Source organism: Pseudomonas sp. S2_C11, from assembly GCF_054668395.1.
In genome coordinates, this window is sequence record NZ_CP162765.1 from 162177 (window position 1) to 177721 (window position 15545).

A 15545-nucleotide genomic window follows, 5' to 3' on the forward strand; every position below is an offset into this window, starting at 1 on the left:
AGGTGCATCCATGCAGATTTCGGTAAATGAGTTCCTGACACCCCGCCACATTGATGTGCAGGTTGTCAGTCCAACCCGCGCCAAGATCACTCTCGAGCCTCTCGAGCGTGGTTTTGGCCACACCCTGGGCAACGCGCTGCGCCGCATCCTGTTGTCCTCAATGCCCGGCTGCGCAGTAGTCGAGGCCGAGATTGACGGTGTGCTCCACGAGTACAGCGCCATCGAAGGTGTACAGGAAGACGTAATTGAAATCCTGTTGAACCTTAAAGGTCTGGCCATCAAGCTGCACGGTCGTGACGAAGTTACGCTGACCTTGTCGAAGAAGGGTTCGGGGGTGGTTACCGCTGCCGATATTCAGCTGGATCATGATGTCGAGATCGTTAATCCCGATCACGTAATCGCTAACCTGGCGTCTAACGGCGCCCTGAACATGAAGCTCACCGTAGCTCGTGGTCGTGGTTATGAACCAGCCGACTCGCGTCAGAGCGATGAAGACGAAAGCCGCAGCATCGGTCGCTTGCAGCTCGACTCTTCGTTCAGCCCGGTTCGCCGTATCGCTTACGTGGTGGAAAACGCCCGTGTCGAACAGCGTACCAACCTGGACAAGCTGGTTATTGATCTGGAAACCAACGGTACCCTGGATCCTGAAGAGGCTATCCGTCGCGCTGCAACCATCCTGCAACAGCAGCTGGCTGCGTTCGTCGACCTCAAAGGTGAAAGTGAGCCGCTGGTTGTCGAGCAGGAAGATGAGATCGATCCGATCCTGCTTCGCCCGGTTGACGATCTGGAACTGACTGTACGTTCGGCTAACTGCCTTAAGGCGGAAAACATCTACTACATCGGCGACCTGATTCAGCGTACCGAAGTAGAGCTGTTGAAGACTCCGAACCTGGGCAAGAAATCCTTGACTGAAATCAAGGACGTTCTGGCCTCCCGCGGTCTGTCCCTCGGCATGCGCCTCGACAACTGGCCGCCTGCAAGTCTTAAGAAGGACGACAAGGCGACTGCCTGATCGTCGTAATCACCGAACGTAGTGTTTGGTAAGGAATGAACCATGCGTCATCGTAAAAGTGGTCGTCACCTGAGCCGCACCAGCTCGCACCGCAAGGCCATGTTCCAAAACATGGCGGTGTCGCTGTTCGAGCACGAGCTGATCAAAACTACTCTGCCAAAAGCCAAAGAACTGCGCCGCGTTGCCGAGCCGCTGATCACTCTGGCCAAGACAGACAGCCTGGCTAACCGCCGTCTGGCTTTCGACCGTACTCGTTCGAAAGCTATCGTTGGTAAGCTCTTCAACGACCTGGGCAAGCGTTACGCTACCCGTGAGGGTGGCTACCTGCGCATCCTCAAGTGCGGTTTCCGCGCTGGCGACAACGCGCCTATGGCGTACGTCGAGTTGGTTGATCGTGCTACTGCTGGCGAAGCTGTATCCGCCGAGTAAGACGTCAGTCTGAAACGAAAAACCGGGCCTAGTGCCCGGTTTTTTGTGTCTGTAAGAAATGCGCCGTCCATACAAGTTTCTGACATGGTTGAACTGCCACTATGTGCCGGGAAAACATAATTAGTAATTATCTATCGATGCTTGCAGGTTAATGAATTTGTAGCTGTAACGTCGATGATCAATACTTCCCGCCAAGCCCATTAGCCGGCAGTTCAAGACTGACAGAGGAAGAAGACCGCATGAGCCAGACCAAGACGCTTACAACCGCCAGTGGCGCGCCAGTCGCTGATAACCAGAATTCCCGTTCCGCCGGCCCACGCGGTCCGCTGCTTCTCGACGATTTCCATCTCATCGAAAAACTCGCGCACTTCAACCGTGAAAACATTCCCGAGCGCCGTGTCCACGCTAAAGGTTCGGGCGCTTACGGTACGTTCACCGTCACCCGTGACATCACGGAATACACCAGTGCCAAGCTGTTTGAATCGGTAGGCAAACAAACGCCAACCTTTCTGCGCTTTTCTACCGTAGGTGGCGAGCGTGGTTCGGCCGACACTGAGCGCGATCCGCGCGGCTTCGCCTTGAAGTTCTACACCGAGGAAGGCAACTGGGACATCGTTGGCAACAACACGCCAGTGTTCTTCATCCGTGATCCGCTGAAGTTTCCTGACTTTATCCACACGCAAAAGCGTCTGCCGCAAAGCAACCTGAAAAGCGCGCAGATGATGTGGGATTTCTGGTCGCATTCGCCTGAGGCGCTGCACCAGGTCACTATCCTGTTTTCTGATCGTGGCATCCCTGACGGCTATCGCCATATGCATGGCTTCGGCAGCCACACTTATAGCCTGATCAACGCCAAAGGCGAGCGGCACTGGGTGAAGTGGCACTACAAGACTCAGCAAGGTATCAAGAATCTGGCACCAGCCGAGGCCGCCCGTTTGGCCGGTACCGACCCGGACTATGCGCAGCGCGACCTGTTCGAGGCCATCGAGCGTGGTGAATTCCCGAAATGGCGCGTGTGCATTCAGATCATGACCGAAGCGCAGGCGGCGGCTCATTATGAGAATCCGTTTGATGTGACCAAGACCTGGTCGCAGAAAGAGTTTCCGTTGATCGAAGTTGGTGAGCTGGAATTGAACCGCAACCCGCTTAACTACTTCGCTGAAGTCGAGCAGGCTGCGTTTGGCCCGAGCAACATGGTGCCAGGCGTGGGGCTGTCGCCAGACCGCATGCTGCAAGGTCGCGTATTCGCCTACGCTGACGCGCACCGCTACCGTGTGGGCACCAACCACCAGCAATTGCCGGTGAACGCTCCGCGCAGCCCGGTGAATACTTATCAGCGTGACGGCTCTATGGCGTTCGGCAGCAATGGCGGCGCGGCGCCGAACTATGAACCGAACAGCTACGTTGAATCGCCGAAGCAAGCGCCGCATTACGCGGAGCCAGCGCTGGCCTTGAGCGGTGCCGCTGATCGCTATGATCACCGCGAAGACACCGACTACTACAGCCATGCCGGTGCCTTGTTCCGCTTGATGAGCGACGAGCAGAAAGCATTGCTGGTCAGCAACATTGCCGGTGCGATGGCGGGTGTTTCCAGCGACGTCGTCGATCGTCAGTTGCAGCATTTCTACAAAGCCGATCCGGCGTATGGAGAAGCAATCGCAAAGCTGCTCAACTGACAGCTTAACGTAGTCTAAACGAGAAGCAGAACCGCCCTCATTTGGGCGGTTTTTGCGTTATTTGGCCTGCTTTTCTCAGAATATCTTCGCTTTTATTGCGTGCGGTGAGTGACCTTCCAGTCAGGTTGGTTCAAACTACAGACTTTCAGGAAGGGAGATGTAGGGCGATGCAAGGCCACCCAGATGTAATCGATTACCTCAATACGTTGCTGACCGGCGAGCTGGCCGCGCGTGACCAATATTTCGTTCATTCGCGGATGTATGAGGACTGGGGGTTTACCAAGCTCTACGAGCGCATCAACCACGAGATGGAAGAAGAGGCCGGCCACGCCGATGCATTGATGCGGCGGATTCTGATGCTCGAAGGCACGCCGCGCATGCGTCCGGATGATCTGGATGTCGGCACCACCGTGCCTACGATGCTCGAAGCTGATCTGCGCCTCGAGTACAAAGTCCGCGCTGCGCTGTGCAAAGGCATCGAACTTTGCGAGCAACACAAGGACTACGTCAGTCGCGAAATTCTGCGGGTTCAGCTCAACGACACCGAAGAAGATCACACCTACTGGCTGGAAAAGCAGTTGGGCCTGATCAAGCTGATCGGTCTCGAGAACTACCTGCAATCCCACGCGTCCTGATTGCACCAGCTACAAAAAAGCCCCTGGCACCTCAACGGTGACAGGGGCTTTTTCATGCCTGGCAGTTAAGCCCGATCGCGGATCAGCAGTGGCTTGAGGTAATGGCCGGTGTGAGATTGCTTCATCTCGGCGACTTCCTCCGGCGTACCGGTGGCAATGATCTGCCCGCCCTTGGAACCGCCTTCAGGACCGAGGTCCACCAGCCAGTCAGCGGTCTTGATCACATCGAGGTTATGCTCGATCACCACCACGGTGTTGCCGTGGTCGCGCAGGCGATGGAGGACGTCGAGCAATTGCTGGATATCGGCGAAGTGCAGACCGGTGGTTGGCTCGTCGAGGATGTACAGGGTCTTGCCGGTATCGCGTTTGGACAGCTCGCGCGACAACTTGACCCGCTGTGCTTCACCGCCGGACAGGGTCGTTGCCGACTGCCCGAGCTTGATGTAGGACAGGCCGACATCCATCAGCGTTTGCAGCTTGCGCGCCAGTGCCGGCACTGCATCGAAGAACTCCCGAGCTTCCTCGATGGTCATTTCGAGGGTTTCGTGGATGCTCTTGCCCTTGTATTTGATCTCAAGGGTTTCGCGGTTGTAGCGCTTGCTCTTGCACACATCGCAGGGCACGTAGATGTCCGGCAGAAAGTGCATTTCCACCTTGATCAGGCCGTCGCCCTGGCACGCTTCGCAGCGACCGCCCTTGACGTTGAACGAGAAACGCCCCGGGCCGTAACCCCGGGAGCGCGACTCGGGCACGCCGGCAAACAGTTCGCGGATCGGCGTGAATAGCCCGGTATAGGTCGCGGGGTTGGAACGCGGCGTACGACCGATCGGGCTCTGGTCGATGTCGACGACTTTGTCGAGATGTTCCAGACCTTTGATGCTGTCATGCGCAGCCGCTTCCAGCGTGGTCGCACCATTGAGCGCCGTGGCGCTCAGCGGGAACAGCGTGTTGTTGATCAGTGTCGATTTGCCCGAACCGGATACGCCAGTCACGCACGTCAGCAAGCCGATCGGGATGTCCAGATCGACATTGCGCAGATTGTTGCCGCGCGCACCCTTGAGCGACAGGTTGAGCTTCTTGTTGCGCGGCGTGCGTTTGGCCGGCACTTCGATCTTCACCCGGCCGGACAGGTATTTGCCGGTCAGCGAATCCGGGTGTGCCATGACTTCGTCCGGCGTACCCTCGGCAACGATCTGCCCGCCGTGCACACCGGCGCCCGGGCCGATATCGACGACATAGTCAGCCAAACGAATCGCGTCTTCATCATGCTCGACCACGATCACCGTGTTGCCGATATCGCGCAAATGCTTGAGCGTACCGAGCAGCCGGTCGTTGTCGCGCTGATGCAGACCAATGGATGGTTCATCGAGGATATACAGAACGCCGACCAGACCGGCGCCAATCTGGCTGGCCAGACGAATCCGTTGCGCCTCGCCACCGGACAATGTGTCGGCACTGCGATCCAGCGACAGATAGTCGAGGCCGACGTTGACCAGGAATTGCAGGCGCTCGCGGATTTCCTTGAGGATCTTGTCGGCGATCTCGCCGCGGCGACCGGTCATCTTCAGCGCGCCGAAATATTCGCAGGCATCGCCGATCGGCAGATTGGTCACTGCCGGCAAGGTTTTCTCGCCGACCCAGACGTGCCGCGCTTCACGGCGCAGACGCGTGCCACGGCAATCCGGGCAGGCCTGATGGCTGAGGAATTTGGCCAGCTCTTCGCGCACGCTCGCCGATTCGGTTTCGCGATAGCGACGCTCAAGATTCGGCACGATGCCTTCGAACGGGTGCGAGCGTTTGACGATGTCGCCACGGTCGTTCAGGTATTTGAAGTCGACGTTCTGCGAGCCGCTGCCATGCAGGATGAACTTCTGCTGCTCGGCGCTCAGCTCGTTGAAGGGCTTGTCCAGGCTGAACTTGTAGTGCGAGGCGAGTGAGCCAAGCATCTGGAAGTAATAGACGTTGCGCCGGTCCCAGCCACGGATCGCGCCCTCGGCCAGGGTCAGCTCGCCATTGACCAGACGCTTGATGTCGAAGAACTGCTTCACACCCAGGCCATCACAGGTCGGGCAGGCGCCGGCCGGGTTGTTGAAGGAAAACAGCTTGGGTTCCAGCTCGCTGATCGCATGGCCGCAGATCGGGCAGGCGAAGCGTGCGGAGAAGATCATTTCTTCGCCGGGCTCGTCGTCCATCGGCGCGACCAGGGCAATGCCGTCGGCGAGTTTCAGCGCAGTCTCGAAAGACTCGGCGAGGCGCTGCTGCAGATCGGCGCGGACCTTGAAGCGGTCAACGATCACATCGATCGAATGCTTCTTCTGTTTATCCAGCTTCGGCAGCTCGTCGAGCTCGCAAATGCGTCCGTTGACCCGGGCGCGGACGAAACCCTGCGCACGCAATTCTTCGAAGACCGACAGGTGTTCGCCTTTGCGTTCGCGGATCACCGGTGCCAGCAACATCAGTTTGCTGCCTTCCGGCTGCGCCAGCACCAGATCGACCATCTGGCTGACGGTCTGCGCCTCCAGTGGAATGTCGTGATCCGGGCAACGCGGCGTACCCACGCGGGCATAGAGCAAGCGCAGGTAGTCGTAGATTTCGGTGATGGTGCCGACCGTCGAACGCGGGTTGTGCGAGGTCGACTTCTGTTCGATGGAGATCGCCGGCGACAGGCCTTCGATGGTGTCGACGTCGGGTTTTTCCATCATCGACAGGAACTGCCGGGCATAGGCCGACAGCGATTCGACATAGCGGCGCTGACCTTCGGCATACAGCGTGTCGAACGCCAGGGACGACTTGCCGGATCCGGACAGGCCGGTGATGACGATCAGCTTGTCCCGTGGCAGGGTCAGGTCGATGTTCTTCAGGTTGTGGGTACGGGCCCCACGTATCAGGATCTTGTCCAAAGTGGCCTCGCTTGGCGGGCGTCGAAAACGTAGGAGTATACGGGCAAATACTGGATGGATGCACACTATCAAACGAAGGGCGTTTTGCCGTTCATGAAGAGAGTTTCATCTATACGCGTCATAGCGTCGCGATATACCCCGTCTTCCGATGGGACTGGTAGAATCGCCGCCGGTTCACACGAGGTTTTTCCATGCACGATCCCCACAGCGAACGCATGAGTGGCAGCGAGACCCGCGCGGCGAGCGGTCTGGCCCTGGTGTTCGCCTTCCGTATGCTTGGCATGTTCATGGTGTTGCCGGTGCTGGCGACCTATGGCATGGATCTGGCGGGAGCGACCCCGGCCCTGATCGGGCTGGCGATTGGCGCTTACGGTCTGACCCAGGCAATTTTCCAGATTCCGTTCGGGATCATTTCCGACCGCATCGGTCGCCGGCCGGTGATCTACCTCGGCCTGATCGTCTTCGCTCTCGGCAGTGTTCTGGCTTCCCAGGCCGATTCGATCTGGGGCGTGATCGCCGGGCGAATCCTGCAGGGCGCCGGGGCGATTTCTGCAGCGGTGATGGCGCTGCTTTCCGACCTGACCCGCGAGCAGCATCGCACCAAAGCCATGGCGATGATCGGCATGACCATCGGCCTGTCGTTTGCCGTGGCCATGGTGGTCGGGCCGTTACTGACCAGTGCGTTCGGGCTGTCCGGGCTGTTCCTCGCCACTGGCGCCATGGCGCTGGTCGGCATCCTGATCATCATGTTCATGGTGCCGCAGTCCACCGGGCCGTTGCAGCACCGGGAATCCGGGGTGGCCCGGCAGGCGCTGATGCCGACGCTCAAGCACCCGGACCTGCTTCGCCTGGATCTGGGCATCTTTGTGTTACATGCCATGTTGATGTCGAGCTTCGTGGCCTTGCCGCTGGCACTGGTGGAAAAAGCCGGTTTGCCCAAGGAACAGCACTGGTGGGTCTACCTCACCGCGCTGCTGATTTCGTTCTTCGCCATGATCCCGTTCATTATCTACGGCGAGAAGAAACGCAAAATGAAACGAGTTTTGCTCGGCGCCGTCATGACATTGATGCTGACTGAACTATTCTTCTGGCAGTTCGGCGACAGCCTGCGTGCTCTGGTGATCGGTACGGTGGTGTTTTTCACCGCGTTCAATCTGCTCGAGGCATCGTTGCCGTCGCTGATCAGCAAGGTTTCACCGGCAGGCGGCAAGGGCACGGCCATGGGCGTGTACTCCACCAGCCAGTTCCTCGGTTCGGCACTCGGCGGGATACTCGGCGGCTGGTTGTTCCAGCATGGCGGTCTGTCGGTTGTGTTCCTCGGATGCGCCGCGCTGGCTGCACTTTGGCTGGCCTTTGCTGTTACCATGCGCGAACCTCCCTACGTGACGAGCCTGCGCTTGCCGTTGTCGCCCGAAGCGATCCGCGAAGCGGGTCTGGTCGAGCGCCTCAAGGCCCTGGTAGGGGTAACAGATGCAGTGATAGTCGCCGAAGAGGCGGCTGTTTACATCAAACTGGACAAAGAATTAGTGGATCGCACCACCCTCGAACGCCTGGTCAACAACCCGGCCGGGGCTGCGTGCGACGCTTAGGAGAACGTTATGGCCCGTGGGGTTAACAAAGTCATATTGGTCGGCACTTGCGGCCAGGATCCCGAAGTTCGCTACCTGCCTAACGGTAATGCCGTGACCAACCTGAGTCTGGCCACCAGCGAACAATGGACCGACAAGCAGACCGGTCAGAAGGTCGAGAAAACCGAGTGGCACCGTGTGTCGATGTTCGGCAAGGTTGCCGAGATCGCCGGTGAATACCTGCGCAAGGGTTCGCAGGTCTACATCGAAGGCAAGCTGCAGACCCGCGAGTGGGAAAAGGACGGCATCAAGCGTTACACCACTGAAATCGTGGTCGACATGCAAGGCACCATGCAACTGCTCGGCGGCCGTCCACAACAGGGCGACCAGCAAGGCGGCGGCAACAACTACCAGCAGCAGGCGCCACGTCAGCAGGCACCGCGCCCGCAGCAGTCGGCTCCACAGCAGCGTTCGGCTCCGCAAGCACCGCAGCAGGCCGCACCGCAACCGGCTCCGGATTTCGACAGCTTCGATGACGATATTCCGTTCTGATTTGCCGCTGTAACCGTCTTGAATGAAAAAGGCCCGTCGCTTAAACGACGGGCCTTTTTTGTGAGGCTATTTCAGCGCGACCCCTATCACCTGTAGGAGCTGACGAGTGCAACGAGGCTGCGATCTTTTGACGTTGCTTCTGAAGATCAAAAGATCGCAGCCTCGTTGCACTCGTCAGCTCCTACATGAGGAATTGTTTCAGTCGAGGATCAGGTGCGGCAAAAATCGACTTGAATCCTTGGTGATCAGACTATTGTCTTCACGCACACCAATCCCCGCTGCCTCATCGCCAATCACCCACGAGCCAATCAGCGTGTAGCTGTCGCCAAACTTCGGCAGCGGTGCGAACTCCTGCAGGATGAACGGCGCATCGGTGTAAGGCCCGTCCTCTTTGACGATCAGACCTTCCGTCGTTTGCAGCTCGATGTTGGCGCCTTCGCGGGAAAAGTACGGCTTGCGCACCCAGCCCTTCGGCACCGCACTCTGCGGATTCGGATCAAGGTGCGCAGCGAGCAGATTCGGATGGCCCTTGTGCAATTCCCACAGCAGCGGCAGGGCACCTTTGTTCGACAGAATCGCCTTCCACGCCGGTTCGAAAAACTGCGTATCGCATTCGGCGATCGCTGCGCCGAACGGCTCGTGGAAGATGAATTCCCAGGCGTGCAGCTTGAACAGGTGCGGGATCCAGCGATCCTGCAGATCGACGAAACGACCTTCAGCCGTCAGGCCAATGTCTTCGATATCGATGTGGCGTGATTCGATGCCGACCTTTTCCGCGATCAGCCGCAGGTAATCGGTGGTGCCTTTGTCCTCGACCGAATCCTTCATCGACGCAAAGTAGAACGGCCGCTTCAACTGCAACTCGGCGAAGGCCTGATGCAGCTTGGTGTCGATGCTGTTGAACTGGTCGGCATGCGGCGGCAGCGTGCCACGCTCGATGCACTGTTCCAGCCAGCCCCATTGAAAGGCTGCCGCTTCATAGAGGCTGGTCGGCGTGTCGTAGTTGAGCTCCAGCAGTTTCGCCGGCCCGTTGCCGCTGTAGGAAAAGTCCATGCGACCGTACAGATGCGGATGACCCTCGCGCCAGGAGGTGCGGATCATGTCGTAGTACGCCGCCGGGATACTCAGGCGATCGAGCAACTCCTCGCTGTTGACGACGCGATCCACCAGGTCCATGCACATCTCATGCAGTTCGGTGGTCGGGTCTTCCAGATCGTTTTCGATCTGCGCGAGGCTGAACTGGTAGTAGGCGCTTTCGTCCCAGTACGGTTCGTCGTCGATGGTGTGGAACAGGAAACCGAGGCTTTCAGCGGTGTGTTTCCAGTCGGGGCGCTCGGCGCAGTGGATCTTTTTCATGTCAGCTGCTCGAGCGTCCGGAACTGCTGCCCCAGCCACCCCAACCGCTGCGGGCGCTGGACTGGCTGCCGAAGCCGCCGCGCGAAGTCGACGACGCAACGTTCACCGGTTTGCTCTTGCTGCTCTCGTAATCCGACTGGCTGCGCGAGGTTGTGTCAGCTCGGCGGTACTGCGTTGAGGTGTTGTACGGCTGGCGCGTTTCGCGATCACGGTAAACGGTGCGTTCGGCGTTGTTGCTCATTGCGTTGCCGATCAGCCAGCCGGTCAGCCAGCCATTGCCGCCGCCACCTGAGCCACCGGAATAGTGCGAGCCGCCGTGGCTGGCACTGCTGCTGGTGGTGTCTCCCGCCGGCATTTGCGAATTGGCGATGGCATCGAGATCCTGCGGCGTCTCGGCATTGCCCGGCACTTTGAAGCCGCCGAGTTTCGGCACGAAACGGCCATCGGAATTTTTCTGACACCAGCCAGCGGCAAAGTCTGCGTCGCACTTGGCCTTGTCGTTGTAGGCCGGGGCGATGCGCCGGTGTTCGTTCAGGGCGGCGACGTAGGCGCTGGAGCAGAGATCGGCGGCCAATTCGGCGTCGACACACTGTTCAACGCTCTGGAAGTTGCGCGGCTGATCCAGCGCCGCTGCTTCACCGGAAATCGCCATCGCCACCGATGCGGCGAGGGACAATTGCACGTATTTGCTGCGTTTCATCGAGAGGCTTCCTGCCGGTCAGTGGGACGGGGTCATGCACGCGGCATTGAGCATGCCGACGCTGATCGCCACGGCGGCGACATAAATGCCGGCCGCGACTTCACCGTTGGCGATGCGCTGGGACGTGCCCTTGAGCACCAGCCCGGTCATAACGAACGCCAACAGCTGCACGACGGCGGCGATGACCGCCCAGAGGACGAAGTCGAGCACGTTGACCGAGTAGGCGATCACGTTGCTCGCCGGAATCGCGAAACCGATGATTGCCCCGGACAGGGCAATGGCGGCGGCAGTGTTGCCGGCGCGGATCAGCTCGAATTCCTTGTGCGCGGTGATGCGCGTGTAGACGAATTGAAACAGCATGAACAGCAACACGGCGCCGATCAGGTAGACGACAAAACCGACCAGCGCGGTTTTGTTCAGAGAAACGGCCAAGACTTCCAGCATGAAAAACTTCCTTTTTTAAATGGCGCTCAAATCAGTCGTGTACAGCGAGATGCCCAGCGAAGTGCTCAGGCTGACGGTGCCTTCTTCGTCCTGTTCGACGGAGAACAGCAGCAGTTCGCGGCGATCGGTCAGGCCGGTGTCGCGGGCATACAGCATGGCGTGGTGCTTGATGGTGTAGGACTCGTCCGGATTGACCACGTGTTCGGTCATTGGCACCAGTTCAGTCTGATGCAGTTCGGTGCCCCATTCACGGCTGTATTCAACACCGTCGTGGTTGTAGGTCGGCAGACCGATCAGGCTGTTCGGGCCGGCCAGACGCTGCAGTTCGGCGTCACTGTTGACCGTTACGTAGCTGAGGTAATTGAACAGGGTGACCGACTCGACCTGATCATCGCCGGTGACGTGGATCTGCACCCAGAAATCCTCGTCGTTCATGTAATAGCGGTGCAGTTTGTTGGACTGGCCGAGATCGACCCAGCCGGCGCTCCACACCGCTTGATCGAATGGCACCCGCACCGAAGTCGAGCCTTCCAGCAGCAACGCCAGGGTCGTGTCGAAGCGCACGCCTTTGCCTTGTGCCATGCCCAGCGGACCGCTGGCGGCGGTGGTCGTTGGCGCAGCGGTCTGCCAATTGCTGGTGCCGAGCAAGTCTTTAAACCATCCCATGGGTACGTTCCTTGAAGCGGGTGGAGGTGTTCGGGTGAAAAAGTGGCGGTAGTGTAACGGGCGAAGCGGTGAACGAGCAGGGGCAATTACGCCGCAAAACCATGTGGGAGCGAGCCTGCTCGCGAATGGGTTGTGTCAGTCACTCGATTATTTGACTGTCACGACGCTTTCGCGAGCAGGCTCGCTCCCACAAGTTACCGTTCAGTCATTACTGCGCGGACTTCTGCTTCAGGCGCTCAAGGATCGCATTGGCGCTGCCTTCGTTCGGCGTGATGCCGGCGTCGCGCAGTTTGCGTTCCAGGTCGTTACCGGTAGAGGCGTCGGCCAGTTCGTCCGCTGCGCTCAGCTCGGCAGCGCGTTGCTGCTGCTTGGCTTGCAGGCGGTTCAGGGTGCCGACCGCGGTTTCCAGTTTGCCGTTGGCGCCGCCGCTGGCAATCGAGGCGCTGACCTGGGCTTTCTGCACGCTGTCGCGGGCCTTGGCCATGTCCACTTGCTGGCGCAGGCTCTTGATCCGCGATTCGGCTTTGCTGATGTCTTTGCGCATGTTGTCGGCGTAGGCGCCGAATTCATCGCTGAGTTTCTTCTCGGCAGCGAGGTCGTTGGTCAGGGTCGAAATCGCTTCGGCCACTTCCAGCGCCAGGTCTTCACGGCCGGCATTCAACGCGGCCACAGCCTTGGCTTCGAGGTCCTTGATCTTGGCGTCGTATTCGCTGACGCGGTCGGCGGCCAGTTTGTGCTTGGCCATGATCGTTACCAGTTCGCGGCGGGCATTGGACAGCGCGGTGTCCGCGTCGCGGATTTCCTGATCGAGGATGCGCAGGGCCTGCTGGTCGGCGATGGCTTCGCCGACTTCATTGGCGCCGCCGCGCAGTGCGGTGAACAACTTGCTCCAGATGGACTGAGTCATTGGATATTCCCTGTTGATTATTTGAAGAAGTGTTCGAAGGCTTCGCTGGCGCGCTGCACGTTGTCGACCAGGGTTTTAACCTCGGTGACGACGTTGGTCAGGCTTGAATCAGCACTGAGGGCGCCGAACATGTTGTAGACGGTCTGCCCGTTCGGCATCGATTCGATCCCGATCGAAGACAGCGGGAACATCTCGCGGCTGCGCAGCACGGCATCGTTGAACGCCTGGACGTTGCTGATCGAATCGATGTCCACCAGCACGGTGTCGACGATGATCTGCTGGCCGGCCAGGGCGATGTGAATCGGCAGGCCGCCGAATTCGTTCATTTCCAGCTTGATGCTCGGCTCGGAGCTCTGGATCAGGGACAGCGAAATCTCTTGGGAAGCCACCTCGTCCAGCGCCTTGAGGGCATTGAAGAGGCTGTCGATGGTCCAGTTGTTGCCTGCGCTCATGTATTTCTCCGACATGAAAGAGCCAGCCAGAATCGGTTGGCGTAGCTGTTGCTCCATTTGCTTGAGCAAGCTTCGGTTTTCCGGAAGCACCCAAGTTTCGTGTTTCACATAACCGGCGGCGGCCAGGCCTGCGCGCATCTGCTTCATGTAGAAGCTCGACGGTTTTTTCGCTGACGTCTTGCCACGCTCGCCCTTGGGGCTGGCTGCGGCAGGCGTAGGAGTGCGGCTTGTCATGGCTGGAATCCGGTTATGAGCGTCTCACGCGTGGGCCACACTACAACCAATGCAAAGTGCCATCAATGACTCACGCGTGAGATTTTCATGACAGACGTAAAAAGGCCCGCAACATGGCGGGCCTGTAGGTTGAGCAGTTGTTGCTAGGCGTTGCTGTGCAGGAACTGCTCAGTGGATACCACGCTGGCATAGGCGAAACCCAGCGCCGCCATGAAGGCTGCGTGCACATGGGCGGCCGGCACCGTCAGGCCATTGAATTCCAGATCACGGCTGGCGCAGGCATCGTGAATCACGATCACGCTGTAACCCATGTCTGCCGCCGCGCGGGTGATGCCATCGACGCACATATGGCTCATGCTGCCGACCACCACCAGGTCGGTGATGCCGTGTTCGTCGAGCACCGCTTTCAGTTCGGTTTCGCGGAACGAGTTGACGAAGTGCTTGAGCACCACCGGCTCGTCGGCGCGGTTGAGCACTTTCGGATGCAGTTTCGCGCCTTCGGAGCCGGGAGTGAAAAACGGCGCGTCTTCGGAGGTGAATTCATGGCGAATGTGCACCACCGGATCGCCCGTTTCGCGGAAGGCTGCGATCAGCCGTGCGGCGTTATCGGCAGCGGCGTCGGCGCCGACCAGCGGCCACTTGCCTTGGGGGAAGTAGTCGTTCTGGATATCGACTACGATGAGCGCTTGCTTGGCCATGGGATTGTCCTCGAGACGGTGATTGGGTGTGGCCTCAGTATTGACGCTGGCCGAGGATTCGAGGATTGGCCGCACCGACAATAGACGGGGGAAAACTGACAATGGCTGCACAAAGAGCCGCCACCGCTGAACTGGGCGTGCTGATTTACCCCGGCGCGCAACTGGCGGCGGTGCACGGTCTGACAGATCTGTTCGCCGTGGCCAATCGCATCGCTGCCGAGTATCGGGCTGTGCAATTGCCCGTGCTGCGAGTCAGTCACTGGCAGGTCGATGGCGAGCAGTTGCCGGCGCGGGTCTATGACAGTCATCCGGGCGACGAGGACGGTTTGCTCGCCGTGCTGATTCCGCCGTCCCTCGGCGGGTTCGATGCGGCGCAGATGACCGTGAGTCTTGCGCAATGGCTGCGCGATCAGCATGCGCGCGGCGCAACGCTTGGTGGTGTCTGTGTGGGCTCGTTGATGCTCGCCGAAAGCGGCTTGCTCGACGGTCGCAGCGCCACCACCCACTGGACCTCGGCCCAGGCTTTCGCCGAGCGTTACCCGAAGATCAAGCTGAAGGCCGACACGCCGATTGTCGACGACGGCGACCTGATCACCACGGCCGGGCTGATGGCCTGGTCGGAATTGGGGTTGCGCCTGGTCGATCGCTTGCTCGGCCCGAGCATCGCCACCGCGACCGCGCGTTTTCTGGTGATGGAACACAGCGACAGCGCCAGTGAATGCGGAAGCAATTTCGCACCGATCCTCAGCCATGGCGACGCGGCGATTCTCAAGGTCCAGCACTGGCTGCAAAGCACCGGGGCGACGGATGTTTCGCTGACGGCAATGGCCGAGCGTGCGGGACTTGAAGAGCGTACTTTCCTGCGCCGATTCCGCGCCGCGACAGGCTTGAAACCGACCGAGTATTGCCAGCACTTGCGGGTCGGCAAGGCGCGGGAAATGCTCGAGTTCACCAATGGCACGATCGACCACATTGCCTGGACTGTCGGCTATCAGGATCCGGGGGCGTTTCGTGCGATCTTCAAGAAGATTACCGGGCTTGGGCCGAGTGAGTACCGGGGGCGGTTTGGTGTGAATCCCGCTCCCAGAACGACGATGAACTAATGTGGGAGCGAGCCTGCTCGCGAAGGCGCTGGATCTACAGAATTGTAGTCGGCTGACACTACGCTTTCGCGAGCAGGCTCGCTCCCACAATGATCGCGGCGAGGGTGAGAGATCGTGCAATTTGCCGGAGTTTTGCGCGCTGTCGTGCAGTTTGAAACAGGCGTGATGCCAGCACAGTCACGGCAAGCTCCCGATTATCGGGCGGTTCGTGGG

The 15545-nt window shown here is 59.4% G+C and carries 15 protein-coding genes; 7 read left to right on the forward strand and 8 right to left on the reverse strand.

Features of this window, described 5'->3' with window-relative positions:
* Window positions 1-10: 10 nt before the first annotated feature.
* The 4 genes from AB4N48_RS00805 (at window position 11) to bfr (ending at window position 3752) form a co-directional block, all read left to right on the forward strand.
* Window positions 11-1012: a DNA-directed RNA polymerase subunit alpha gene (locus AB4N48_RS00805; RefSeq protein ID WP_016772946.1), complete on the forward strand. Its 1002-nt coding sequence runs from the start codon at window positions 11-13 to the stop codon at window positions 1010-1012.
* Window positions 1013-1054: 42 nt separating this feature from the next.
* On the forward strand, window positions 1055-1441 hold the full coding sequence (rplQ, locus tag AB4N48_RS00810; protein WP_003176402.1) for a 50S ribosomal protein L17: 387 nt from the start codon (window positions 1055-1057) through the stop codon (window positions 1439-1441).
* Window positions 1442-1680: 239 nt separating this feature from the next.
* Window positions 1681-3117, forward strand: a complete 1437-nt coding sequence (locus tag AB4N48_RS00815) for a catalase (RefSeq protein ID WP_024014520.1) — start codon at window positions 1681-1683, stop codon at window positions 3115-3117.
* 167 nt (window positions 3118-3284) lie between these two features.
* The gene (gene bfr / locus AB4N48_RS00820; protein WP_016772947.1) at window positions 3285-3752 is read left to right on the forward strand and encodes a bacterioferritin; all 468 of its coding nucleotides are present in this window, start codon (window positions 3285-3287) and stop codon (window positions 3750-3752) included.
* Between the two features lie 65 nt (window positions 3753-3817).
* On the opposite strand, the gene uvrA is transcribed toward bfr, so the two are convergent.
* Window positions 3818-6652 carry an excinuclease ABC subunit UvrA gene (uvrA, locus tag AB4N48_RS00825; RefSeq protein ID WP_041477664.1) on the reverse strand — a complete coding sequence of 945 codons (2835 nt, stop codon included), beginning with the start codon at window positions 6650-6652 and terminating at the stop codon, window positions 3818-3820.
* 191 nt (window positions 6653-6843) lie between these two features.
* Between uvrA and AB4N48_RS00830 the strand changes: the two genes are divergently transcribed.
* Together AB4N48_RS00830 and AB4N48_RS00835 are read left to right on the forward strand one after the other, a co-directional pair.
* Window positions 6844-8241: an MFS transporter gene (locus tag AB4N48_RS00830; RefSeq protein WP_041477665.1), complete on the forward strand. Its 1398-nt coding sequence runs from the start codon at window positions 6844-6846 to the stop codon at window positions 8239-8241.
* Between the two features lie 9 nt (window positions 8242-8250).
* A complete protein-coding gene (locus AB4N48_RS00835; protein ID WP_041477666.1) occupies window positions 8251-8772 on the forward strand; it encodes a single-stranded DNA-binding protein in 522 nt (173 codons plus the stop codon).
* 198 nt (window positions 8773-8970) lie between these two features.
* Here the strand turns inward: AB4N48_RS00835 and AB4N48_RS00840 are convergent, their stop codons facing one another.
* The 7 genes from AB4N48_RS00840 to AB4N48_RS00870 form a co-directional block, all read right to left on the reverse strand.
* A complete protein-coding gene (locus tag AB4N48_RS00840; protein WP_252876986.1) occupies window positions 8971-10128 on the reverse strand; it encodes a glutathionylspermidine synthase family protein in 1158 nt (385 codons plus the stop codon).
* A 1-nt stretch (window position 10129) separates the two neighbouring features.
* A complete protein-coding gene (locus AB4N48_RS00845; protein ID WP_056790788.1) occupies window positions 10130-10828 on the reverse strand; it encodes a DUF1190 domain-containing protein in 699 nt (232 codons plus the stop codon).
* Window positions 10829-10846: 18 nt separating this feature from the next.
* Window positions 10847-11272, reverse strand: a complete 426-nt coding sequence (locus AB4N48_RS00850; RefSeq protein ID WP_310219977.1) for a DUF350 domain-containing protein — start codon at window positions 11270-11272, stop codon at window positions 10847-10849.
* Window positions 11273-11287: 15 nt separating this feature from the next.
* Window positions 11288-11938 carry a DUF2491 family protein gene (locus AB4N48_RS00855; RefSeq protein ID WP_323621183.1) on the reverse strand — a complete coding sequence of 217 codons (651 nt, stop codon included), beginning with the start codon at window positions 11936-11938 and terminating at the stop codon, window positions 11288-11290.
* Between the two features lie 208 nt (window positions 11939-12146).
* Window positions 12147-12845: a PspA/IM30 family protein gene (locus AB4N48_RS00860; protein WP_041477670.1), complete on the reverse strand. Its 699-nt coding sequence runs from the start codon at window positions 12843-12845 to the stop codon at window positions 12147-12149.
* A 17-nt stretch (window positions 12846-12862) separates the two neighbouring features.
* The gene (locus AB4N48_RS00865; protein WP_225914461.1) at window positions 12863-13444 is read right to left on the reverse strand and encodes a YjfI family protein; all 582 of its coding nucleotides are present in this window, start codon (window positions 13442-13444) and stop codon (window positions 12863-12865) included.
* 230 nt (window positions 13445-13674) lie between these two features.
* A complete protein-coding gene (locus AB4N48_RS00870; protein WP_460094630.1) occupies window positions 13675-14229 on the reverse strand; it encodes a cysteine hydrolase family protein in 555 nt (184 codons plus the stop codon).
* Window positions 14230-14330: 101 nt separating this feature from the next.
* Here AB4N48_RS00870 and AB4N48_RS00875 point away from each other — a divergent pair, with 101 nt between their 5' ends.
* Window positions 14331-15332, forward strand: a complete 1002-nt coding sequence (locus tag AB4N48_RS00875) for a GlxA family transcriptional regulator (protein WP_252868370.1) — start codon at window positions 14331-14333, stop codon at window positions 15330-15332.
* Window positions 15333-15545: the final 213 nt, after the last annotated feature.